This is a genomic window from Nonomuraea sp. NPDC049784 (genome assembly GCF_040659615.1).
Lineage (GTDB): Bacteria > Actinomycetota > Actinomycetes > Streptosporangiales > Streptosporangiaceae > Nonomuraea.
Map to the genome: position 1 here is coordinate 81,238 of NZ_JBFAMX010000004.1, position 21,676 is coordinate 102,913.

20 protein-coding genes, 1 tRNA gene and 1 pseudogene are annotated in these 21,676 nt (G+C 69.5%); 4 read left to right on the plus strand and 18 right to left on the minus strand.

The genetic code is table 11. The features are described from left to right. Nucleotides 1-290 precede the first annotated feature (290 nt). Nucleotides 291-2,918, minus strand: a pseudogene (locus AB0J09_RS02070) (BTAD domain-containing putative transcriptional regulator); the annotation flags it as partial. Between AB0J09_RS02070 and AB0J09_RS02075 the strand changes: the two are divergent. Continuing rightward, nucleotides 2,844-3,701, plus strand: a complete 858-nt coding sequence (locus AB0J09_RS02075) for an NAD(P)-binding domain-containing protein (protein ID WP_360683589.1) — start codon at nt 2,844-2,846, stop codon at nt 3,699-3,701. The pseudogene AB0J09_RS02070 and the gene AB0J09_RS02075 sit on opposite strands and share 75 nt — an antisense overlap. Here the strand turns inward: AB0J09_RS02075 and AB0J09_RS02080 are convergent. Then, nucleotides 3,698-5,068 carry a cystathionine beta-synthase gene (locus AB0J09_RS02080; protein ID WP_360683591.1) on the minus strand — a complete coding sequence of 457 codons (1,371 nt, stop codon included), beginning with the start codon at nt 5,066-5,068 and terminating at the stop codon, nt 3,698-3,700. The genes AB0J09_RS02075 and AB0J09_RS02080 overlap by 4 nt on opposite strands. Before the next feature lie 145 nt (nt 5,069-5,213). Between AB0J09_RS02080 and AB0J09_RS02085 the strand changes: the two genes are divergently transcribed. The 3 genes from AB0J09_RS02085 to AB0J09_RS02095 all read left to right on the plus strand — a co-directional run bounded on the left by AB0J09_RS02085 (nt 5,214) and on the right by AB0J09_RS02095 (nt 9,011). Next, nucleotides 5,214-6,221, plus strand: coding sequence for an SGNH/GDSL hydrolase family protein (locus AB0J09_RS02085; protein WP_360683594.1), 1,008 nt, complete (start codon nt 5,214-5,216; stop codon nt 6,219-6,221). A gap of 169 nt (nt 6,222-6,390) precedes the next feature. Next, on the plus strand, nt 6,391-7,749 hold the full coding sequence (locus AB0J09_RS02090) for a PQQ-binding-like beta-propeller repeat protein (protein ID WP_360683597.1): 1,359 nt from the start codon (nt 6,391-6,393) through the stop codon (nt 7,747-7,749). A gap of 44 nt (nt 7,750-7,793) precedes the next feature. Further along, the gene (locus tag AB0J09_RS02095) at nt 7,794-9,011 is read left to right on the plus strand and encodes an acetyl-CoA C-acetyltransferase (RefSeq protein WP_360683600.1); all 1,218 of its coding nucleotides are present in this window, start codon (nt 7,794-7,796) and stop codon (nt 9,009-9,011) included. A gap of 414 nt (nt 9,012-9,425) precedes the next feature. Here the strand turns inward: AB0J09_RS02095 and AB0J09_RS02100 are convergent, their stop codons facing one another. The 16 genes from AB0J09_RS02100 to AB0J09_RS02175 all read right to left on the minus strand — a co-directional run. Beyond that, nucleotides 9,426-9,833, minus strand: a complete 408-nt coding sequence (locus AB0J09_RS02100) for a PPOX class F420-dependent oxidoreductase (protein WP_360683603.1) — start codon at nt 9,831-9,833, stop codon at nt 9,426-9,428. A 53-nt stretch (nt 9,834-9,886) separates the two neighbouring features. After that, entirely contained in the window at nt 9,887-10,120 is a 234-nt protein-coding gene (locus tag AB0J09_RS02105) for a DUF4287 domain-containing protein (protein ID WP_185068609.1), read from the minus strand. Nucleotides 10,121-10,288: 168 nt separating this feature from the next. Continuing rightward, nucleotides 10,289-11,080, minus strand: a complete 792-nt coding sequence (locus tag AB0J09_RS02110) for a Bax inhibitor-1/YccA family protein (protein ID WP_360683607.1) — start codon at nt 11,078-11,080, stop codon at nt 10,289-10,291. 508 nt (nt 11,081-11,588) lie between these two features. Next, nucleotides 11,589-11,661: transfer RNA gene (locus AB0J09_RS02115), tRNA-Leu, on the minus strand. Between the two features lie 49 nt (nt 11,662-11,710). After that, on the minus strand, nt 11,711-12,268 hold the full coding sequence (locus tag AB0J09_RS02120; RefSeq protein ID WP_360683610.1) for a peptide deformylase: 558 nt from the start codon (nt 12,266-12,268) through the stop codon (nt 11,711-11,713). Nucleotides 12,269-12,332: 64 nt separating this feature from the next. Then, nucleotides 12,333-12,845 (minus strand): ACT domain-containing protein, encoded by a 513-nt coding sequence (locus AB0J09_RS02125; RefSeq protein WP_360683613.1) that lies wholly within the window; start codon nt 12,843-12,845, stop codon nt 12,333-12,335. Nucleotides 12,846-12,923: 78 nt separating this feature from the next. Then, nucleotides 12,924-14,240, minus strand: a complete 1,317-nt coding sequence (locus AB0J09_RS02130) for an NAD(P)/FAD-dependent oxidoreductase (protein ID WP_360683616.1) — start codon at nt 14,238-14,240, stop codon at nt 12,924-12,926. 95 nt (nt 14,241-14,335) lie between these two features. After that, entirely contained in the window at nt 14,336-15,130 is a 795-nt protein-coding gene (locus AB0J09_RS02135) for a uracil-DNA glycosylase (RefSeq protein WP_360683619.1), read from the minus strand. An 18-nt stretch (nt 15,131-15,148) separates the two neighbouring features. After that, complete coding sequence (locus AB0J09_RS02140) at nt 15,149-16,018, minus strand: hypothetical protein (RefSeq protein ID WP_360683622.1); 870 nt, start codon at nt 16,016-16,018, stop codon at nt 15,149-15,151. Then, complete coding sequence (locus AB0J09_RS02145) at nt 16,015-16,341, minus strand: PadR family transcriptional regulator (protein WP_360683625.1); 327 nt, start codon at nt 16,339-16,341, stop codon at nt 16,015-16,017. The genes AB0J09_RS02140 and AB0J09_RS02145 overlap by 4 nt, the downstream gene beginning before the upstream one ends. A 100-nt stretch (nt 16,342-16,441) precedes the next feature. Continuing rightward, nucleotides 16,442-17,530, minus strand: a complete 1,089-nt coding sequence (locus AB0J09_RS02150) for a hypothetical protein (RefSeq protein ID WP_360683628.1) — start codon at nt 17,528-17,530, stop codon at nt 16,442-16,444. A 172-nt stretch (nt 17,531-17,702) separates the two neighbouring features. Next, nucleotides 17,703-18,650 (minus strand): Ppx/GppA phosphatase family protein, encoded by a 948-nt coding sequence (locus AB0J09_RS02155; RefSeq protein WP_360683631.1) that lies wholly within the window; start codon nt 18,648-18,650, stop codon nt 17,703-17,705. Further along, nucleotides 18,641-19,129, minus strand: a complete 489-nt coding sequence (locus AB0J09_RS02160) for a DUF501 domain-containing protein (protein ID WP_360683661.1) — start codon at nt 19,127-19,129, stop codon at nt 18,641-18,643. Before AB0J09_RS02160 ends, AB0J09_RS02155 begins: the two co-directional genes overlap by 10 nt. Continuing rightward, the gene (locus tag AB0J09_RS02165) at nt 19,119-19,544 is read right to left on the minus strand and encodes a septum formation initiator family protein (RefSeq protein ID WP_360683634.1); all 426 of its coding nucleotides are present in this window, start codon (nt 19,542-19,544) and stop codon (nt 19,119-19,121) included. The genes AB0J09_RS02160 and AB0J09_RS02165 overlap by 11 nt, the downstream gene beginning before the upstream one ends. A gap of 62 nt (nt 19,545-19,606) precedes the next feature. After that, nucleotides 19,607-20,884, minus strand: a complete 1,278-nt coding sequence (gene eno / locus AB0J09_RS02170; RefSeq protein ID WP_360683637.1) for a phosphopyruvate hydratase — start codon at nt 20,882-20,884, stop codon at nt 19,607-19,609. A gap of 121 nt (nt 20,885-21,005) precedes the next feature. Next, the coding region (locus AB0J09_RS02175; protein WP_360683640.1) for a MazG family protein at nt 21,006-21,676 on the minus strand (671 nt) is incomplete at its 5' end.

Below are 21,676 nucleotides of genomic sequence, written 5' to 3' on the forward strand. Positions count from 1 at the left end.
GCGATCGCGCGGGGGTCAGCGGTCGCCCGCGCGGCCTCGTACCCTTCGCGATGCCTGGCCAGCGCGGTCGCCGCGGCACCGCGCTGCTCGGCGGCGAAGCCCAGCTCCGCCATGATGAACGCGATCCCCGGCGTCCCCCGCACCCGCCGCAACCAGTCCAGCAGGGACAGCAGGTACGACTCCGCCTGCTCATACCTGCCCTGCCGCCTGGCGCTCATGGCCAGGCCGAGTACGGCGTTCTCCTCGGCCGACTTGTACGACTGCTCGACCGCCACCCTCCTGGCGCGCTCGTGGTAGTCGTCGGCCCGCTCGTAGTCGCCCGACAACATCGCGATCCTGCCCAGGGCGGCCAGCTTGAACGACACCTCGAACCCCAGCTCCTCGGCCAGCCGCAGCGCCTCCTCACGCAGCCGGGCGGCCTTCGGGTAGTCCCCGCGGATCTCGGCCGCCCGGTCGAGCACGTCCATGGCCTCGATCTGCCCCCACTCGTCGCCCAGCTCCCTGAAGACCTCCAGACCCCGCTCCCCGTCCCGCTCCATCGCCTCCAGGTCGCCCCGGCCGACGGCGAGCTTGCCGCGCAGGCAGAGCGCCGCCGCCACACCCCACCGATCGCCCAGCTCCTGGTACGCCGCCAGCGCCCGCTCGGCCGCCGCCTCGTGCGCCTGCCTGTCGCCGTAAGCCCACCGGACGTGGCTCAGGAACCAGTCGGCCAGCGCGGCGCCCGCCTGATCGAGCTCGGCGTGACGCACCGGCGAGGCCGGCTCGCCGATCCGTATCTCGATCCCCGTCAGCCACACCGACACCCGCGCCGCCTCAGCCGCCGTCACGGATGCCGCCGCGGCAGGCGTGGTGCGGGTGGACAGTGCCGCTGCCAGGGACCGGCGGGCCTCGCGGAGGCGTCCGCGCAGGAACCAGTACCAGGCGAGAGCGTCGACCAGGCGTAGCGGCTCCGGGCCCGCAAGAGCGAGCCGGAGGTTGGCGCTCTCGGCGTCGAGCCGGGCGAGCCACTCGCGCTGCCCCGGCCCCCTGAGGTCGGCCCGTTCCGCCAGGGCGGTGTAGTAGCGGGCGTGGCGCTCCCTGATCGCGTCGTGCTCGCCCGCCTCCCGAAGCCGCTCCACGCAGTACGCCGTCACGGACTCCAGCAGCCGGAAACGCGGCCCCGGCACACGCACGACCAGTGACCGGTCCACCAGCCTGGCCAGCGTGTCGAGAACGTCCACGCCGGGCTCGGCGCTCACCTCCTCGGCCGCGTCCAGCGTGCACCCGTCAGCGTGTACGGCCAGCCGCCGCAGCACGACGCGCTCGGGACCGGAGAGCAGCTCCCAGCTCCAGTCGATCATCGCCCGGAGCGTGCGCTGCCTCGCAGGCGCGTCCCGCATTCCTGCACTGAGCAGCCTGAACCGGTCATCCAGCCGGTCCGCCAGCTCCTTCACCCCGAGCGCGCGTACACGAGTGGCGGCCAGCTCCAGTGCCAGCGGGATGCCGTCGAGCCGCCTGCAGATGGTGGCCACGGTCTCGCTCGGCTGGATGCTCGCCCTGGCCGTGAAGAGCCGTACGGCCTCGGGTTCGGGCAGGGGCGGCACCACGCGTACGTGCTCGCCCGTCACGCCCAGCGGCTCCTGGCTGGTGGCGAGCACGCGGAGCCCGAGGGCCGCCCGCAGCAGGGCGGAGACCAGCCCGGCCGCCTGAACCACCAGGTGTTCGCAGTTGTCGAGGACGAGCAGCATCCGCTTGCCCGCCAGCGCCCCGGCCAGCCTGGGCTCAAGCGCGACGGCGTCGTCGTCCCGGACGCCCAGCACGGCCGCGACCGCCTCCGCCACATCGATCGCCCCCGACAGCTCGACCAGCCACACCCCGTCGGGGAAACCCGGGGCGCCCGGGGCGGCGGCCAGGGCGAGCCGGGTCTTGCCGACGCCGCCCGGCCCCGTGAGCGTCACCAGGCGGGAGGTGGACAGCAGCTCACGAACCTCGGCCAGCTCGCCGTCGCGCCCGATCATGTCGGTCAACGGCGCGGGCAGGTTCGTACGAAGCCCGGAAACGTCCCCAAGAGGCGCGGCCCCGGCTGTGAGCAGCCCCCGGTCCTGGCGGAGGACGGCCTGGTGGAGCTCGGCCAGCGCGGGCGACGGGTCCAGCCCGAGCTCCTCCCCCAGCCGCCGTCGCAACTCGCCGTAAGCAGCCAGGGCCTCGCTCTGCCGCCCGCCCCGATAGAGCGCCTTCATGTGCGAGGCGACCAGCCGTTCGCGCAGCGGGTGACGAGCCACCAGATCGCCCAGGTCCACGGGCTCGCCCAGCTCCAGCCGTACTTCCGCCTGCTCCTCCAGCGCCGCCAGGCGCGTCTCCTCCAGGCGCGCCGCCTCGGCGCGCGCGAAGCCGGCGTCGGCGAAGTCGGCGTACGCGGGCCCGCGCCACAGCCCGAGAGCCTGGTCCAGCTCGGCGGCGCGCAGACGGAGATCGGAGGATCGCCGCTCCACGAGGGACCGGAAGCGCAGGGCGTCGGAGTCGGCAGGAGCCAGGCGGTACCCGGCGGGACCGTGCACGACCGAACGTGGGTCGCCGAGCGAGCGGCGGAGCTGGGAGACGCGGGCCTGGAGGGTGCCGGCCGGGTTGCGGCCGGGCCGGTCGCCCCAGAGATGCTCGATCAGCCGGTCGGCGGAGACCGGCCCGCCCCCGTGCGCCAGCAGGTCGGCCAGGAGCGCGCGCACCTTGGGCTCGGCCACCCGGACCGGCGACCCGTCCTCCGCCCAGACCTCCAGCGGCCCCAGCACCCCGAAACGCACCACGTCATGACCAACCCGTAGCGGGGCCGAAGGATTTCCGTAGCGGCGTGCCAAAGGGTGAGGGGCATGAGTCAAGTGACAGTCGTGGGACTCGGCCCGATGGGGTCGAAGATGGCAGAGACCTTCCTGGCCGCCGGACACGAGGTGGCGGTGTGGAACCGTACGGCGAGCAAGGCAGCGCCGCTGGTGGCCAAGGGCGCCAGGCAGGCGGCGAGCGCGGCGGACGGTGAGCTGCTGGTGGTCAGCCAGATCAGCTACCAGGCGATGTACGACAGCCTCGGCGACGCCAGGCTGGACGGGAAGGCGGTGGTCAACCTCAGCTCCGACACCCCGGAGGCGCTGCGGAGGGCCGCCAGGTGGGTGGAGGAGCGCGGTGGCACGCTGATCACGGCGGGCATCATGGTCCCGCCGCCGGCGATCGGCCTGCCGGGCGCGTACGCCTTCTACAGCGGCCCCAAGGAGGTCCTCGACCGGCACGCCGGGACGCTGGAGGCGCTGAGCGAGGTCACCTACGTCGGGCCGGACCAGGGCCTGGCGATGATGTACTACCAGGCCCAGTTGCTGATCTTCTGGTCGAGCCTGACCAGCTTCATGCACGCCATGGCGCTGCTGCGCACGGCGGAGGTGCCGCCGCGGGAGTTCCTGCCGTTCGCCCAGAACCTGTTCACCCAGGTGGGCGGTGACGGCCCCATGGGGTACGCCAAGATCCTGGCCGACTGCTTCGAGGCCGGCGAGTACCCGGGCGGTCAGAACTCCCTGCACATGCAGGCCGTCGGCATCGGCCACGCCGTCGAGGCGCTGGCCGAGGCCGGGATGGAGACCACGGTGCCGGGCGCGCTCAAGGCGTTGTTCGAGCGCGCCGACGCCGAGGGCCGCGGCCACGAGGGCCTCGGCACCGTGATCGAGTCGATCAGAAAGCCCTAGTGATTCGCCAGGAAGGCGAGCAGGTCCTGCCTGGTGATCATGCCCGCGGGCTTGCCGTCTTCCAGCACAACCGCCGCATCGGCCTTCTCCAGCGCTTCAACCGCACGGGACACAGGTTCACCACTGCCGATCATGGGTAGCGGCGCTGACATGTGATCGGCGATCGGGTCGTCGGAGGAGAGCCTGCCGTGATAAAGGGCTTCGAGGAGGTCGCGCTCGACGATGGAGCCGACCACCTCGGCCGCCATGACCGGCGGCTCCTCCTTCATCACCGGAAGCTGGGAGACCGAGTATTCGCGCATGATGGAGATGGCCGTGCTGACCGACTCGTGCGGGTGCGCGTGCACGAACTCCGGCAGCCCCGGCCCCTTCCGGGCCAGCACATCGCTGACCAGCCCTTCCTCGGAGGGCGTGGTCAGGAAGCCGTAGTCGGCCATCCAGTCGTCGTTGAAGATCTTCGAGAGGTAGCCGCGGCCGCCGTCGGGCAGCAGCACGACGATCATGTCGTCGGGTGCGGCCGTGGCCGCCACTCGCAGCGCCGCCACGACCGCCATCCCGCACGAGCCGCCGACCAGCAGCCCCTCCTCGCGGGCCAGCCTGCGGGTCATGTTGAACGACTCCTTGTCGGACACCGCGATGATCTCGTCGCAGATCTTGGTGTCGTACGTGGCCGGCCAGATGTCCTCGCCGACCCCTTCCACGAGGTACGGCCGGCCGGAGCCGCCCGAGTAGACCGAGCCCTCGGGGTCGGCCCCGATGATCTTCACCCGCCCGCCGGAGATCTCCTTGAGGTAGCGGCCGGTGCCGCTGATCGTGCCGCCGGTGCCGATGCCCGCGACGAAGTGGGTGATCCGGCCCTCGGTCTGCTCCCAGATCTCCGGCCCCGTCGAGTGGTAGTGGGAGTCGGGGTTGTTGACGTTGGAGTACTGGTCGGGCTTCCAGGCGTTCGGCACCTCGCGGGCCAGCCTGTCGGACACCGAGTAGTACGAGTCGGGATGGTCGGGCGAGACGGCGGTCGGGCAGACCACGACCTCCGCCCCGTACGCCCTCAGCACCGCGATCTTGTCCTGGGCCACCTTGTCCGGCACCACGAACAGGCACCGGTACCCCCTCTGCTGAGCCACGATCGCGAGACCCACGCCGGTGTTGCCGGAGGTCGGCTCGACGATCACGCCGCCGGGACGCAGCTGGCCCGACGCCTCCGCGGCCTCGATCATGCGTACCGCGATGCGGTCCTTGACCGAGCCACCCGGGTTGAGATACTCGACCTTGGCCAGCACCTGTGCGGGCAGCCCCGCGTTGACTTTGTGCAGCCGGACGAGCGGAGTGTTCCCGATCAGATCGACCAGGGAATCGTAAACGCGCACCGAGGTGTTCACCTTCTTTGCCGAAGCTTGGTCAGCTTGTCTGTGGCCGAGATCCATTGGGGGTGGCAGGCCCTCGACTAGTTTTCAAGCAAACGCTACCGCCGAGTTCGACTAGGGAGGGCACTACGTGGTCTGGCCAGCTAGTATGGCGCGCGCGGCACGCAAAATCGCCGCGGCCGCGGCGCTCGGCGGGGGCGGGCTGACTGCCCTCGGTGCCACGGCATACGGTCTGCTGATCGCCGAAGGGCTGCTCGCGCGCAAGGCCATCGGGCGCCCGCACGGGCTGGACGGGCCGCCGTCCGACGGCACGTACGGCGACTTCCCCGGCGAGCCGCTCAAGATGGCCATGCTCGGCGACTCCACCTCCGTCGGACTCGGCATGGCGGACCACAGCGAGACCCCCGGCGTGCTGCTGGCGAACGGACTGGCCTCGGTCGCCGAGCGTCCGGTGCACCTGCTCGTCGTCGGCAAGTCCGGCGCCCCGTCATCCGAGCTGGGAGAGCAGGTGGACAAGGCCCTGGCCATGGAGCCCGACGTGGCGGTGATCTTCGTGGGGGCCAACGACATCATCACGCAGACGCCGCCCGCGATCGCCGTACGACATCTGACCAAGGCCGTGCGGCGGCTTCGTGACGCGGGGGTCGAGGTGGTCGTGGGCACCTGTCCCGACCTCGGCACGGTGCGGCCGATCGCGCAGCCGCTGCGCTGGGTGACGCGGCGCTGGAGCCGCCAGCTCGCGGCGGCGCAGACGGTGGCGGTGGTCGACGCGGGCGGCCGTACGGTGGCGTTCGCCGACGTTCTGGGGCCAGAGTTCGATACAAATCCGACAGAAATGTTCGGACCGGATCGTTTCCATCCATCTGCCCGAGGTTACGCGCAGGCCGCTAACGCAGTGCTACCGTCGGTGTGCGCTGCGTTGGGGCTGTGGCCTGAGCCGCGGCCCGCACGTGGCGAAGCACTGCAACCGATCTACCTCGCGGCGGCTACGGCCGCGGAGGAGCCCGGCACCGAGGTCACCGCGACCCGGGTCGACGGGCGGGCGACGGGCCTGCACGGGAAGTGGGCGACGTTGCTCCGCCGGCGACTCGGCGTGACGCTCAACGACGCCCGGCGTGTGACGTCCAGGCTCGGCGAGACTGTCGACGACGCCTGACGTCCGACGCTCAGGCGGCTCGGCGAGACCGTCGACGACGCCTGGCGTCTGACGCTCAGGCTCGGCTTAGGCCTGACGTCCGACGCTCAGGCCGGGCGAGGTGCGCCTGGTGCTGGTCACTCTGCGCGCCGGAGTCGCCACTCCTCGTCCTTTTTGGAGTGGATTGCCCGTGCAGCGTCCCCCCTGGAAACCGTCCATCGCCCTCGCAGGAACCCTCGTAGGAGCCCTCGCCGCGGCCGGCTGCTCCGGCAGCGACGCGGCCACCACCACGAACTTCCCGACCTGGCAGAACACCCAGGTCAACGTCGTCAGCCGGATGGCGGTGGCGGGCGGGGTGGTGGCCACCACCTCCATGAAGCCCGACGGCACGCTCGAGACCGTCGCCGTCGGCCTCCGCGACGGCAAGCGGCTGTGGGCCTACCCGGCCACGATGGCCGGCCGCCTGCCCGGCATGGGCGTCTCGACCCCGGCGATCGTGGAGACGTCCCAGGGCCAGGGAGTGGTCGTCGCGCTCGACCCCGCCAAGAGCGGCCGCTGGAACGCCACGCTCATCGCCCGCGACGCCCGTTCGGGGGCGCAGAAGTGGACCAGGCCGATGCATTCGACGTTCGGGCCGCAGCGCTGCGGTCCGTACATCTGCCTGTCCGAGCACACCGCCCTGGCCAAGGCCCGCACGGTGGTGCTCGACCCGGTCACGGGGAAGCTCCTGTGGAAGCTGCCGGGGATCTCCGAGGTGGAGTGGTCAGATCCGGCCCGGGTCCTGCTGCTGAGGCTGGCCGCCAACCCTATGATCGAGTCGTACGAGCTCAAGACCGGCAAGCTGCAGTGGCAGCAGCCGATCGAGCAGGCGCTCGGCCCGGGCATCGACATGTCGGGCGGGTGGGCGTTCGGCGCGACGGATGACAACCTGGTCGGCTACGTCGCCCCCTACACGGACCCGCAGACCAAGAAGGTCTCCACCTTCGGCCTCTTCTCCGTCAAGATCGGCAACGGGACGATCAACTGGATGCGCCCCTCGGTCGTACGCGTCTATCCCAGCGGCAACCCCGGCTACGCGCCCGTTGTGCGCCCCGTCGACCGCCAAGGAGCCTACGGCGGCTTCGCCCGGCTGGAGTCGGAGAGCGGCCGGGTGCTCGGACAGATCACCGCGGCCGACGTCCCCGGCTCCGGCTGGTGGCTGGCCTTCCCCGATCGGATGGACAAGCTGGGCTTCCTCAAGCACGACGCCAAGGGCTCGGCGTTCGACCTGGCCACCGGCAAGTCCGTGCCGGTCGAGGAGGAACGCGGCTGGTCCTTCTGCGTCACCGACCCCAAGCCGCTGCCGCTGCGCGGGCAGGCGCCGGGCTTCTACTCGACGGCCGCCATCTGCGAGTACGACCTGGGCACCGGCAAGCGGGTCCAGGGCGCTGTCGTCCCGCCGCCCTGGTTCACGGGCAGCCAGGACGGGTGGCGGCTGTGGCGCGACGAGAAGGGGGCCATCCACGCCGTCAACGACCAAACCGCGACCGCTCCGGGTATGTACGGATAGGACCCGAATATAGTTCTATCTGTAGCACCGACAAAGGAGGGGCCATGCCCGAGGCAGTCATCGTCGCTACCGCGCGTTCCCCGATCGGACGGGCCTTCAAGGGCTCGCTCAAGGAGATCCGCCCTGACGACCTGACCGTGCAGATGATCCAGGCGGCGCTGGCCAAGGTGCCCCAGCTCGATCCCTCGTCCATCGACGACATCATGCTGGGGTGCGGGCTGCCCGGAGGCGAGCAGGGGTTCAACATGGCCCGGGTGGTGTCGGTGATGCTCGGGCTGGACAACGTGCCCGGCACGACCGTGACGCGCTACTGCTCCTCGTCGCTGCAGACCACGCGGATGGCCTTCCACGCGATCAAGGCGGGCGAAGGGGACGTGTTCGTGTCGGCGGGGGTGGAGACGGTGTCCCGGTTCGTCAAGGGAAGCTCCGACTCGCTGCCCGACACGCAGAACCCGATCTTCACGGACGCCGTGGCGCGTACCAAGACGTTCGGCGAGGGCGGGAAAGTCTGGCACGACCCGCGCGAGGATGGCGATGTTCCCGACATCTACATCGCGATGGGACAGACCGCCGAGAACCTCGCCCAGCTCAAGGGGGTCACACGGCGGGACCAGGACGAGTTCGGGGTGCGCTCGCAGAACCTGGCGGAGAAGGCGCTGGCCGACGGGTTCTGGGCGAAGGACATCACGCCGGTGACGCTGCCTGACGGGACGGTGGTGGAGAAGGACGACGGGCCGCGGGCGGGGACGACGTACGAGAAGGTCGCCACCCTCCAGCCGGTCTTCCGGCCCGACGGGACCGTGACCGCCGGCAACTGCTGTCCGCTGAACGACGGGGCGGCGGCCGTCATCGTGATGAGCGATGTGAAGGCCGCCGAGCTGGGGATCACGCCGCTGGCCCGGATCGTCTCGACCGGGGTCACGGGGCTGTCCCCGGAGATCATGGGCCTGGGGCCGGTGGAGGCCTCGAAGCAGGCGCTCTCACGGGCGGGGATGGCGATCGAGGACATCGACCTCGTGGAGATCAACGAGGCCTTCGCTGCGCAGGTGATCCCGTCTTATCGGGATCTGGGGATCCCGCTGGGCCGGCTCAACGTTAACGGCGGGGCCATCGCGGTGGGGCACCCGTTCGGGATGACGGGGGCGCGCATCACATCCACACTGATCAACAGCCTCCAGCACCACGACAAGTCCATCGGCCTCGAAACCATGTGCGTCGGCGGCGGCCAGGGAATGGCGATGATCCTCGAGCGCCTGAGCTGAGTATCAAACCTTCATACGTTACGGCTGCGCCCCGGACGGGCCACCCGCCGCACTTCGGCTGATGGCCCCACGAGATGCCCATACGTTACGGCTGCGCCCTGGCAGGCCATCCGCCGCACTTCGGCTGATGGCCCTCCAGGAAACGGCCTCTGACCCTTCATCGGCTGAGCGCCGTTACGCGAGCCCATGATTGCCCGGTTACCGTGGCCCACCCCGGGCGCCGTACGCGTTGCGCCGAACACCACCGCACCACATGCCGCCGACCCGGCGCTCTGGGCCCCACCGGTCTCGGTGCCGCACCCGCCGACCTCCTTCCCAAGGGACGGGCGACGTGCGGCACCGGCCCGCGTACGCGCCGTTCGCACCGGGGGCCAAAACGGTCGCTCGTGCGGCGGTGTGGTGGTGTGGGTCCAGTCAGCCGCGGAAGTCGGGGCCGGCGTGGGTTGGGGTGATGCGGAGGAGGAGGCGGCGCTCGCGGATCATGGCGGCGCGGTAGTCGTCCCAGTCCGGGTGCTCGCCCGAGATGTCGCGGTAGTACGAGACCAGCCCCTCCATGGCCTCTGGGAGGGAGAGAACGTCGGCCGTGCCGTCCACCTGGATCCAGTCGCCGTAGAAGGCGCTGGTGAAGACGCAGAGCGAGACGTGCGGGTCGCGGCGGACGTTGCGCACCTTGACGGCCGTCTCCCGGGTGCTGATGACGATCTGGTCACCCGCCACTCCCGCGGTCACCGGAGACATCTGCGGGCGCCCATCGCGATGCCTGGTGAGGAGGATGGCGTGGTGGTTGGTGCGGAGGAAGGCGAGTGCCTTGTCGAGATCCATCCAGCCATGATGGCGCGCCCGCGCTTCGAGCGCGGGCGCGGGGATGGATGGGCTTAGATGAAGCCCATGCGGTTACGGCGGTGCCGCTCGTGTTCGTGAACGATCGCGGCGGCGTAGCCGTGGGATAGCCCGTGCTCGTCGGCAAGCCAGTTGGCCCGCTCATCGCACCTCAGGAAAGCCGGGCCGTTGTCGATGGCTTGGAACCACTCTGGGAGTTCGCGTCCCGTGATGGATGGGACCCTTGCGATCAGCTTTGTCTGCGTCTCCGGTGAGTGGTTCAAGGACATGGGCACCTCCGCGGATAACGGTCCTTGGCTCGACACTGCAACACCTACGTCCGAATGGCAACCCCCCCGCCAGGCATCATTTTGTGACGGCACGTAGATTTTCGGTCGCATACGGCGAGGGCCCCGCCGTGACGGCGAAGCCCTCGGTGGTGAAGCGGAGGTTAACGATCAGTCGCTACTCGTGAAATAGCTGACGAAGCGGAGCACCTCGAGGTAGATCCAGACCAGACTCAGCGTCAGGCCGAACGCGCACTGCCAGGCGAACTTCTCCGGCGCCCCCTGCCTGACGCCCTGCTCGATCGAGTCGAAGTCGAGCAGCAGGAAGAAGCAGCCGATGAGGATCATGACGATGCTGAACGCCCAGCCGATCGGGCTGTCGGTGCGCAGGCCGAGGCCGCCGTCGGCGAACAGGCCGACGAGCATGTTGACCAGCAGCAGCCCGAGCGCCGCGATGCCCGCGGCCAGGCCGAACTTCACGAGCTTGGGCGTGACGCGGATGACCCGCAACGAGTAGACCGTCAGCACCGCGCCGAACGCGAACGCCGTGCCGAGCACGGCCTGCAGCACGATGCCGCTGATGAGGCCCTCGAAGACGGAGCTGATCTTGCCGAGGAACACGCCTTCGAAGGCGGCGTACCCCAGGATGAGCGCCGGGTTGGTGCTCTGCGTGAACGAGGCGATCAGCCCCAGGATCAGTGCGACTACGGCAGCGCCGATGGCGACCCCGGGCGGCACGTTGAGGATCCACGCCGCGGCCGCGGCCACGACGAGCACCCCGAGGGTGAGGAACCCACGCACGACGACGTCGTCGAGCGTCATGGTGCGGTACGCGGGCCGGGTGGGGGCCGCGTACGACGGGGCGTCGTACATGTTCTGCAACTGACTGGGGGACGGGTCCGGCCCAGCCCAGCCCGCGGCCTGCTGCCGCGACCTGCTGAATACGGGGTTCTTGCTCTCCATCGCTGCCTCCTGTGACGCCGAGCCTACGGGGCGCAGCGGCACCTTGGTCAACTGGCATGTTCTTACGGGACTTCGGCAGCGATGACAACGAACGTGCCCGTCGCCGAGTTCCCAAGGTCATCGGGCCCGTTCCAAGATCATCCAGGCCCAGGGGCAGGCGGGTCCGCCGCAAGCGCCTTTTACTGTCCGTCCGCGAGAAAAGACCGGCAGTAATGATGTAGTCGAGCATTCACGGAAAGAAACGCCCTGGAGAAGCCCGATGATGCAGAGAAACCGCGCCTTGTCAATATGGTCAGAGGTGAAAAGCAAACGACGCTGACATGAGCTTACTCACCCCCGGCGAGCGACCCGACCGGCATCGCGCCGACGCCGACAGCCCCTGCCACCAGGGGCGTTGCGGCCGCTGAGAGCGCGGCTCCGTAACAACTCCATATCGGCCGCAGCAAGGCCGTCCGACGATCGCGGTAAACCTCCAGGTCAGGGACCCAAAGGCGATGAAGACGGCAAGTGCCCCCGGCGGGATTCGAACCCGCACGTCAACCCTTTTAAGGGGTTTGCCTCTGCCATTGGGCTACGGGGGCGCCGCAATCATACGAAACAGACCATACTTCCGAGGAGCACAACTTCGCATCAAGAGTCACAACTGTGAAGTCTGCGGTGAAGGGATAGCGCTCCAGACACTCTGTCCAAGAAGAGTAGACCGTCCAGATGGTCCAGTTGGTGCTGAATGCAGCGGGCTTCGAGGGCATCCGCTTCGATGGTGACGGGCTCGCCCGTGCCTGGCAAATGCCCACGTACGGTGATACGGGTGGCACGGGGGACGTCTGCCGTGAGCCCTGTGATGGACGCGCACCCCTCGCGCCCGGGGTCCCAGTGGGAGGCCCTGGCGAGCCGTGGATTGGCCAGGACGAGCTCTCCGGCCCACGAACGGCTTCTGGGGTGGAGCCGGGTGTCAAAGGCGATCAGCCGCCAGCTCAGGCCGATCTGAGGAGCCGCCAGGCCGGTCGTGGAGGTCTTCCGGCGCAGAGTGGCGAGGAGGTCGGCGGCGGCGGCCACGATCTCGGGAGCGGTCGGATCGACCGGTTCGGCCATGGCGGACAGGAGAGGGTGGGGGGCGCCGAGCACCTCGCGCGGAGTCCCCGGACGACCGCGGGCCACCCCCCAAAGCCCGCCGCCCCGGCCACTCACAGGCCCTCCTTCGCCGGTCCTGTGAGCAAACCTCTGTGTCCAGTGGTTCGCTCGCTGTGCTCGCTCACAGCAGGTCCGGTTCGACGGGGCGGAAGGTTATCGCCGAGTCCAGGCTGGTGCCGACGGCCGCCAGTCTGCGCATGAGCGCCGCCACGTCCACCTCCTTCGGCAGCTCGACGTCGGCGATCAGCACGTACAGGCGGCCGGTGAGCCGGGTGCTCATCCCGGTGATGTTGCCCCCGTCCGCGGCCAGCACCGCGCTGATGGCCGAGATGATGCCGGGCCGGTCGGGCCCGTGCACGGTCAGCACGTAGCCGAGGCCGCCTCCCTCCTCGCAGAAGTGGCGCTGGGCCTCGATGGCGGACGCGGTCACCACGAGGTCGGGCGCGCACAGACGTTTCAGCAGCTCGGCGGAGTCCAGGTCGCCCGACACCAGCAGCATCATCGCCACGTGGCCACCGAGCAACGTCATCGTCGAGTCCTGGATGTTCGCTCCGCAGTCGGCGAGCGAACCGGTGACTGCGGCGATCACGCCGGGCCGGTCGACGCCGAGCACGGTCACCGCTGAGAGCCCCACCCGTGGTACCCCTTCCGCTTGCGACCAGGGGTGCCGAAACGCCCCGGCGAGGCTCGCCGGGGCGCTGCCTTGCCTGGGCTAGCGGCGGGTCGTCGCGACCGCGGCCCTGAAGTCCTCACGCGGGTGCTCCATCTCACCCAGCGAGATCGTCTCCCGCTTGAAGAACAGAGCCAGGGTCCAATCGACGACGACGCGGACCTTGCGGTTCAGCGTCGGCACCCGCGACAGATGGTAGGTGCGGTGCATGAACCATGCAGGGAATCCGCGAAGCTTGACTCCATAGACATTGGCGACGCCTTGATGAAGGCCCAATCCGGCAACCGATCCGACATACTTGTGGCGGTATTCGACCAGTTGCTCTCCGCGCAGGTAGCGGACGATGTTGTCGGCCAGCACCTTGGCCTGCCGGACGGCGTGCTGGGCGTTCGGGGCGCAGAACTGGCCGGGGTTCGTCACGTCGGGCACCCCGGCGGCGTCTCCGGCCGCGAAGGCACCCGGCGTGCCGGCGATCGTGAGCATGGCGGTGGTCTTGATCCGGCCGCGCTCGTCGAGCGGCAGGTCGCTGTCGTTCACGACGGGGCTGGGCTTGACGCCCGCGGTCCACACGAGGGTCTCCGCGTCGAACGCCGAGCCGTCCGAGAGGATCACGTGGCCGCCGACGCAGGACTCCAGCCGGGTCTCGAGCTTGACCTCGATGCCGCGCTCGCGCAGCTGCTCCAGCGTCCACTTGCCCATCTCGGGGCCGACCTCGGGGAGCACCCGGTTGGTGGCCTCCACGAGCACCCAGCGGAGGTCCGACGGCCTGATGTTGCGGTAGTAGCGCGTCGAGTCCTTGGCCATGTCCTCCAGCTCGGCGAGCGCCTCGACGCCGGCGAACCCGGCCCCGACCACCACGAACGTGAGCGCCCTGCGCCGCACCTCCGGGTCGTCGGTCGACTCGGCCACGTCGAGCAGGTGCAGCACGCGGTTGCGGAGCGCGATGGCCTCTCCCACGCTCTTGAAGCCGATCCCGATGTCGGTGAGGCCGGGGATGGGCAGCGTACGCGAGATCGATCCGGCGGCCATCACGATCACGTCGTAGGCCATCTGGCGCGGCTCGCCCTGTGCCGGCTGGAAAGTGACCGTGTGGTCGGAGTGGTTGATCTTGGTGACCGTGCCGTTGAGAATCTGCGCCCTGGGCAGGATCCGCCGCAGCGGCGCCACCACGTGCCTGGGCGAGAGGTTACCCGCAGCCGCCTCAGGCAAGAAGGGCTGGTAGGTCATGTAGGACTGGGGGTCGATGATCGTGATGCGTGCCTCGCCGCTGCGCAGCTCCCGATGGAGTTTGCGCTGCAGCCGGAGCGCTGTGTACAGGCCGACGTATCCACCGCCGACGATCAAGATGTGCTTGTTCATCCTGAGGCCCCATCCCTCGTGGAATGCTTGTGAAAGCATTCACAAGCTTACGTCAAGCGCACTTGATGAATCCAATCCAGGGGTGGTGCAACGCGTCACACAGCCAGTGACCTGGCCTTGGTGAAGACGTCGTCCAGCATCTGAGCGGTGACGCGGCCGGTGAACGTGTTCTGCTGGCTGGGGTGGTAGCAGCCCATCAGCGTGACGGGCGCGCCGGCGTACCGGACCTCGACCTCGACGCCGTGCCCGAACGGTGGCCTGCTGCGCGGCAGCTCGTAGCCGGCGTCCTTGAGCGCGGGCCACATGGCCTGCCAGGCGTACCCGCCGAGCGCCACCACCACCCGCACGTACGGCGCGACGAGTTGCACCTCGCGGGCCATCCACGGGAAGCACGCGGCCTTCTCCGAGGGCGTGGGCTTGTTCGCGGGCGGCGCGCAGCGCACCGACGCCAGGACCCGCGCGCCGACGAGCTTCTGCCCGTCGCCGGCGTGCGTACTGGTCTCCTGTACGGCCAGGCCGCTGCGGTGCAGCGAGGCGAACAGCCAGTCGCCGCTGCGGTCACCGGTGAAGATCCGTCCGGTCCTGTTGCCCCCGTGCGCGGCCGGCGCCAGCCCGACGATCAGGATCCGCGGCTGCTCGTCGCCCCAGCCGGGGACGGGACGGCCCCAGTACGTCTGGTCCGCGAACGCGCGCCGCTTCACGTCGGCGACCTGCTCGCGCCATTCCACCAGGCGGGGGCAGGCACGGCAGACGGACTGCCTGGCCGTGAGCTCCGCGAGGGTGCCGCTGGTGGCGGCGAGGCGGCGCACGTCCGCGGGGTCGAGCGCGACCGGGGTGTCAGCGGTCGCCGGGTCGTCGGGCCAGCCGGTGCCAGGAGGTACGAAGCTCATGACACCGATGGTGCCCGATCACTTGCCCTGCGTCGGACTGGGCGTGGGGGTCGGGCAGGTCCGCTTCGTCGCCGGACCCTGCTCGACCGCCTCCGACTGCTGGATAAGCGGCAGCGGGTAGCGGTTGAGTATGGGCTCGCCGCACGACCGGTCGACCGTGTAGCCGTAGTCCTCGGGGTTGGTGGTCAGCGGCTTGCCGTCCTGGTCGTAGAGGTAGACGTCGGTCAGCGGGGTGCCGTCCTTGGCATACGGCTTGATGTTGTAGACACCGTCGCTGGACGCGGCCGGGGCCACCCACACCCCCTGCGGTGGCGTCGCCATGAGGACGGGCTCCTTGTCCTCACCATACGAGGCAGCCGAGACCATCCCGGCGAATAACGTCAGCGCCGCCACCAGGTTGAGCGCCGCCATGAGCCCCGCGCCCAGCCGTCCCCTGCGCCGTCTGCCGAGCCAGACCGAGGCCCACACGCCCGCCGCGGCCAGGGCCCAGCCCGCGATGTTCGGCGGGACGAGCCCGCCGTCGCCGGTCGCCGCCAGCAGCAGCATGGCCAGCAGGTAGCCGCGCAGCACCCACCATCCGGGCCGCAGCTCCGGCAGGAAGCCTGCGAGGCCCCGGTACGGCCCCTGGCCCATCAGTCTGGTGTGCGCGCCCAGCACCCACGCCCGAGGGTCCGGACGGCGCCTCCTGCGGCTCTCAGGCCGGTCTCCGTACGCGGCCGCCAGCTCCTCCGCGTAGACCTCCGGCGGCCCGAGCCGGTCCTCCAGCGGCAGATCCGAGTCCGCCGCGATCTCGGCCAGGTGGTCGTCGAGATCTTCGAGCAGCTCCTCCCGCTCGGGATGGTCGGCAAGGGCATCCCGTACGGCCTGCGCGTACTGTTCGGGGGTCATGCTGGTCCCTCCTTGAGCAGGGATGCCATGGTGGCCGAGAAAGAGGCCCAGGTCTTGGCCGATTCGGCGTACATGCCCCTGCCGACCTCGTTGAGCCCGTAGTACTTGCGGTGTGGCCCCTCATCGGAGGCCACCACGTATGACGTGAGCGCGCCGGCCTTGAACAGGCGCCGCAGCGTGCCGTAGACCGAGGCGTCGCCCACCTCTTCCAGGCCCGCCTCCCTGAGCCGGCGCACGACGTCGTATCCGTAGCCGTCGCGCTCGTGAAGCACCGCGAGCACGGCCAGGTCGAGCACGCCCTTGAGAAGCTGGCTGTGATCCACGTAAAGAACACTACTGCGCAAAACGTAATAGTGGCAACAAGAAAGCCGGACGGCGCCCGAGGGTGCCGTCCGGCTCTCAGTCAGTAACCCGAACCCTTGTTCACGCCGGGGAAGACGTGGAGGTAGCCGGGGTCGAGCAGGCCGCGTAGGACTTGAAGATCTGGTCACTGTTGTCCGGGCCCGAGACGAACAGCCTCACGCTGCCGCCCTTGGCGTCATCGCCGGTGAGCGCGACGGAGAGCGCGTCAACGCTCTTCGTGCCGCCGTTCCGGTCGAAGTAGGTCTCGCCGTTGGACACCGTCTTGCCGTTCAGCAGCCAGGTCCAGGTGACCCGGCCGGCGCCGGTCGAAGTGATGGTGCCGGTCGCGCTGAGCTTGCAGTCAGGCGTCGTGCCCACCGTGGTAGCGGCCGAGACCTTGGTGGTCTCGGGGGCCTCGTCCTTGCACCAGACCCGGTAGTAGGCCCGGTTGGAAGAGGTGGCGTCGGGGCTCAGGATCTCCAGTTGTGCCCAGCCGCGCTGGCTGTCACGCGGGGAGATGCCGAAACCGACCTTGCGCGTGTCGTAGACCTTGACCTTGCCGTAGTCGACCACGTCGCCGTTGAGAACCCAGCGGTAACGGACCCACGTCGGGCGGTTGGCCTCGATCACGCCGGCAAAGTTGATCTTGTCGCCGGGAGTGCAGGGGCCGACGTACGAGCTGGGGCTGGCCCACGCGCGAGCCGACACCGCCGGGCCGGGGTTCGGCAACTCGATCGGCTTCTCGCAGGAGACGGAGAAGTAGCCCTTCTTGGAGGTCGCCTTCTTCGGACCGAGGACCTGGACGGCTTCCCAGCCCTTGACGTCCTCCTTGAAGGTCAGGGACTGCCTGACCGTCACCGACTTGGTGCCCTTGCCCGTGAGCTTGATCACCTTGACCTTGCTCTTGGACCCGTCACCGTGGAGCCAGCGGTAGGCCAGCTTCGTCTTGCCCTTTACCGCAACCTTGATCTTGGCCGAGAAGTCGACCTTGACCGGGCAAGATCCTTCGTAGTCACTGTCCGACGCCCGGGGCGCCGATACCGCGACCTTGGGCGCTGCCTTCGTCGCCGCCTGGGCGGGGCTGGCGACCAGGCCCGCGGCCAGGGCGGCCAGCACCGCGGCGGACGCGCCGAACGCCGCCGCCTTACGTGCTAACCCAACAGACTTCATGTGAGAGTGCTCCATTCCGTGAGGGAAGGTACGCGCTCGGGAACGGTCGCCACGCCGACACCTTTCGTGCACAGCAATATGGCAAAGCCCCCGTAATGCCTCTTTACCTAACCACAATACTGATTGCACGCTCAACTCAGTCTAAGTACTGGAAATGTCCGGATTTCTTCAGCTATCGGGCGATTGACCACGCAATGCCGTCGAGGATGTCGTGCTCACTTACCACGACCTGGGAAAACGCAAAACGTCGTACGATCCGGTCAAGTATTAGCGCACCTGCCCCAATCACATCGACCCTTCCCGGATGCATCACCGGCACCTCGGCGCGCTCACCATGGGTCATCGCGAGCAGCCGCCGCGTCACCTCGTGAACCTGCTCTGCCGAAATCCTCGAGTGGTGAATTCTGGCCGAATCGTAGGCGGGCAGGCCGAGCGAGATGCCCGCGACCGTCGTCACCGAGCCGGCCAGTCCCACGAGTGTGCGGGCCCGGTGGACGGGCACCTCCGCCTCGACCCGGTCGAGCGCCGCCTCGATGTCGGCCACCACGGCCTCCAGGGCCGGCGCGGAAGGCGGGTCTCCGGCGTCCTTCAGGTGCCGCTCTGTCAGGCGTACGCAGCCGATGTCCACCGACAGCGCGGCCTCGGCGTGCTCGGAGCCGACCACGAACTCGGTGGACCCTCCCCCGATGTCCACCACCAGGTACGGGGGCAGCGGCCCCTGCGGCATCTCGGTCTCCGGCGACAGCCGTAGCAGGCCCTTGGTCGCGCCGACGAACGAGAGCTCGGCCTCCTCGGCCCCCGACACGACCTCCGGCTCGACCCCGAAGATCTCGCGGACCCCGTCCACGAACTCCTGCCGGTTGGCCGCGTCCCTGGTCGCACTCGTGGCCACCACGCGGGTCCGGGTGGCGCCGTGCCGGTCGATCAGCTCGCGGTAGGCCCGCATGGCCTTGAACGTGCGCTCCAGGGCGTCGGGGGCCAGCCTGCCGGTCCTGTCGACGCCCTGGCCCAGGCGTACGATCTCCATCCGCCGCTCGACGTCGTCGATGAGGTCGTCGCCCACGTCGGCGACGAGCAGGCGTACGGAGTTGGTGCCGCAGTCGACAGCGGCTACACGCATGGTCCGTCACTCCACCACTGGGGGAGCGCGTCGAGCGCCTCCCTGCCGAACGGGTTGACTCCGGGCGCCGCCAGTTCGTGCGCGACGAGCGCGTGCAGGCACTTGACCCTCTCCGGCATGCCGCCGGTGCTCTGCATGTCACGCGGCAGCGGCTCGAGGCCCTGCTCCTGCGCGGCCTCGTCGCGCCTGGCGACGTAGTCGTCGTGCGCCGCCCGGTAGGCGGCCGCCAGCTCGGGATCGGTGGCCAGCCTGGCCTGCATCTCCCGCATCAGTCCCGAGCCTTCCAGCGTGCCGATGGCCGAGGCCGCCTTGGGACAGGTCAGGTAGTAGAGAGTCGGGAAGGGCGAGCCGTCGGGCAGCCTCGGCGCGGTCTCCACCACGTCGGGGTTGCCGCACGGGCAGCGGTGCGCCACCGCGCGCAACCCCCTGGGCGGCCGCCCGAGCTGCCGTCGCACTGTCTCGACGTCCTTACTGTCCAACACTTTCCTTCCCCGTCACGGCCCGGCGCCCCGTGCCCTTGTCGGCGGCCTCCACCGACTCCCAGAGCGTCTGGTACCACGGCGGCGCCGCCGGCTGCTGCTGCACGGCCGCCTGCTCCTTGGTCTGCTGGCGCTCCATCACCACGAAGCACTTTTCTCCCGGCCCGCAGTAGAACAGCCGCTCCTTGGCCGTCTTCTTCTGCCAGTTGGGATCGTAGACCTGCCGGTCGCGCTCCAGCAGCGTCTGCTTCTCCGCCTCGACCCTGGCCTTCTCCGCCCGGAGCTCGGCGATGCTGCGGCGCAGGCTGATGTACTCGCGCACGGGGTAGGCCAGGCTCATCGCGATCGCGCACACCACAATGGCCAGGATGGCGGCCCGCCCGGTCAGCTGCGGCCTTTTCGCCAATTGCTCCACACCCCCTTTCAAGTACGGGGGCTCGCGGGTGGATCAGGACTCCGCGAGCCCGGTACTCGAAACTAGCGCCCGAAACGCGGGAAAGCGGCGCGACCCGCGTAGCGGGCGGCGTCGTCGAGCAGCTCCTCGATGCGCAGCAGCTGGTTGTACTTCGCCACGCGGTCGGAGCGGGCCGGGGCCCCGGTCTTGATCTGGCCGCAGTTGACCGCCACGGCCAGGTCGGCGATCGTCGTGTCCTCGGTCTCGCCGGAGCGGTGGCTCATCATGCACTTGTAGCCGTTGCGGTGGGCCAGGTCCACGGCGTCGAGCGTCTCCGAAAGCGTGCCGATCTGGTTGACCTTGACCAGCAGGGCGTTGGCGGTGCCCTCCTTGATGCCGCGCTCGAGCCGCTCGGGGTTGGTGACGAACAGGTCGTCGCCGACGAGCTGGACCTTGTCGCCGAGCGCCTCGGTGATGGCCTTCCAGCCCGCCCAGTCCTCCTCGTCGAGCGGGTCCTCGATGGAGACCAGCGGGTAGTTGGCGACCAGGTCCTCGTAGAACGCGATCAGCTCCTGCGCCGACAGGCCCTTGCCGTCGATCGTGTAGACGCCGTCCTTGTGGAACTCGGAGGCGGCCACGTCGAGCGCCAGCGCGATGTCGTCGCCCGGCACGTAGCCGGCCCGCTCGATGGCGACCAGGATGAGGTCGAGCGCGTCGCGGTTGGACGGCAGGTTGGGCGCGAAGCCGCCCTCGTCGCCCAGGCCGGTGGCGTAACCCTTCTCCTTGAGCACGCTCTTGAGCGCGTGGTAGACCTCGGTGCCCATGCGCACGGCCTCGCGGAACGTCTCCGCCCCGATCGGCGCGATCATGAACTCCTGGATGTCGACGTTGGTGTCGGCATGGGCGCCGCCGTTGAGGATGTTCATCATCGGTACGGGCAGCACATGGGCGTTGGGGCCGCCGACGTAGCGGAAGAGCGGCAGGTCGGCGCTGTCGGCGGCGGCCTTCGCGACGGCCAGCGAGACGCCCAGGATGGCGTTGGCGCCGAGCTTGGCCTTGTTGGGCGTGCGGTCCAGGTCGATCATGATCTGGTCAATGATGCGCTGGTCCTCGGCCTCGACCCCGTTGATCTCCTCGAAGATCTCGTCGGTCACGGCGAGGACGGCCTTCTCCACACCCTTGCCGCCGTAACGCTTGCCGCCGTCACGCAGCTCGACCGCCTCGAACTGACCGGTGGACGCCCCGCTCGGCACGGCCGCGCGGCCGCTGCTGCCGTCGTCGAGCACTACCTCGACCTCGACCGTGGGGTTGCCTCGCGAGTCGAGGATCTCGCGGGCGTATACGACCTCGATGGTAGCCACGGGATGCGCTCCTAAATCGGAAAGGCAATATGCCATCAGAGCCTATCGGTACGTCCGTACGCCGCACCGCACGGTCAGGCTCGTGCCCCGGTGAACCTTTCGACCGCCCTCGAGAACCGTGTCAGGCGGATTCCCAGGCGTGGACGCGGTCGCGGTATGCGCGGGCGGCGGCCCGGAGTTCGGCCTCGGCGTCGAGGCCGGCGTCGCCGGCGCGGCGGACCAGGTCGAAGAGCTCGCGCGCCACCCCCTGCCCCACGGCGGCCGCCAGCGAGTCAGGCGCACCGGCGCGGGAGGCGCGGCGCAGGAGCTGGGCGACCAGCGAGAGCGCGGGCTGCCCCATGGGCACGCCGTCGAGCACGGACTCGCGCCCCTTGGACGCCCGCTCGGCCGCCTTGATCGCATCCCAGTTGTCGTTGACCTCGTCGGCGCTCTCCGCCCGCACGGAGCCGAAGACATGAGGGTGGCGGCGGATGAGCTTCTCCACAATCCCGGCCGCCACGTCGTCCATGTCGAACTCCTCGGCCACCCGCGCGTGGAAGACCACCTGCAGCAGCAGATCGCCCAGCTCCTCGCGAAGCGCCGGGTAGTCGCCCTGCTCGATGGTCTCCAGCACCTCGTAGGCCTCTTCGAGCAGGTACGGCACCAACGACTCGTGCGTCTGCTTACGGTCCCACGGGCACTCGGTGCGCAACCGGTCCATCACCGCCACCAGGTCGAGCACCCGCGCCCCGGGAAGGTCGTACGAGCCGGGCACCACCTCGATCAGCGGCGGCTCCTCGAGCGCGATCGCGG

Excerpts from the sequence above, each read along its gene's own strand:
- AB0J09_RS02085 (WP_360683594.1), top strand. The coding sequence starts at position 5,214 with ATGGCGCGCGCGGCACGCAAAATCGCCGCGGCCGCGGCGCTCGGCGGG.
- AB0J09_RS02135 (WP_360683619.1), bottom strand. The coding sequence starts at position 15,130 with ATGAGCTTCGTACCTCCTGGCACCGGCTGGCCCGACGACCCGGCGACC.
- AB0J09_RS02110 (WP_360683607.1), bottom strand. The coding sequence starts at position 11,080 with ATGGAGAGCAAGAACCCCGTATTCAGCAGGTCGCGGCAGCAGGCCGCG.
- AB0J09_RS02075 (WP_360683589.1), top strand. The coding sequence starts at position 2,844 with ATGAGTCAAGTGACAGTCGTGGGACTCGGCCCGATGGGGTCGAAGATG.
- AB0J09_RS02155 (WP_360683631.1), bottom strand. The coding sequence starts at position 18,650 with ATGCGTGTAGCCGCTGTCGACTGCGGCACCAACTCCGTACGCCTGCTC.
- AB0J09_RS02140 (WP_360683622.1), bottom strand. The coding sequence starts at position 16,018 with ATGACCCCCGAACAGTACGCGCAGGCCGTACGGGATGCCCTTGCCGAC.
- AB0J09_RS02105 (WP_185068609.1), bottom strand. The coding sequence starts at position 10,120 with ATGTCCTTGAACCACTCACCGGAGACGCAGACAAAGCTGATCGCAAGG.
- AB0J09_RS02150 (WP_360683628.1), bottom strand. The coding sequence starts at position 17,530 with ATGAAGTCTGTTGGGTTAGCACGTAAGGCGGCGGCGTTCGGCGCGTCC.
- AB0J09_RS02095 (WP_360683600.1), top strand. The coding sequence starts at position 7,794 with ATGCCCGAGGCAGTCATCGTCGCTACCGCGCGTTCCCCGATCGGACGG.
- AB0J09_RS02100 (WP_360683603.1), bottom strand. The coding sequence starts at position 9,833 with ATGGATCTCGACAAGGCACTCGCCTTCCTCCGCACCAACCACCACGCC.
- AB0J09_RS02130 (WP_360683616.1), bottom strand. The coding sequence starts at position 14,240 with ATGAACAAGCACATCTTGATCGTCGGCGGTGGATACGTCGGCCTGTAC.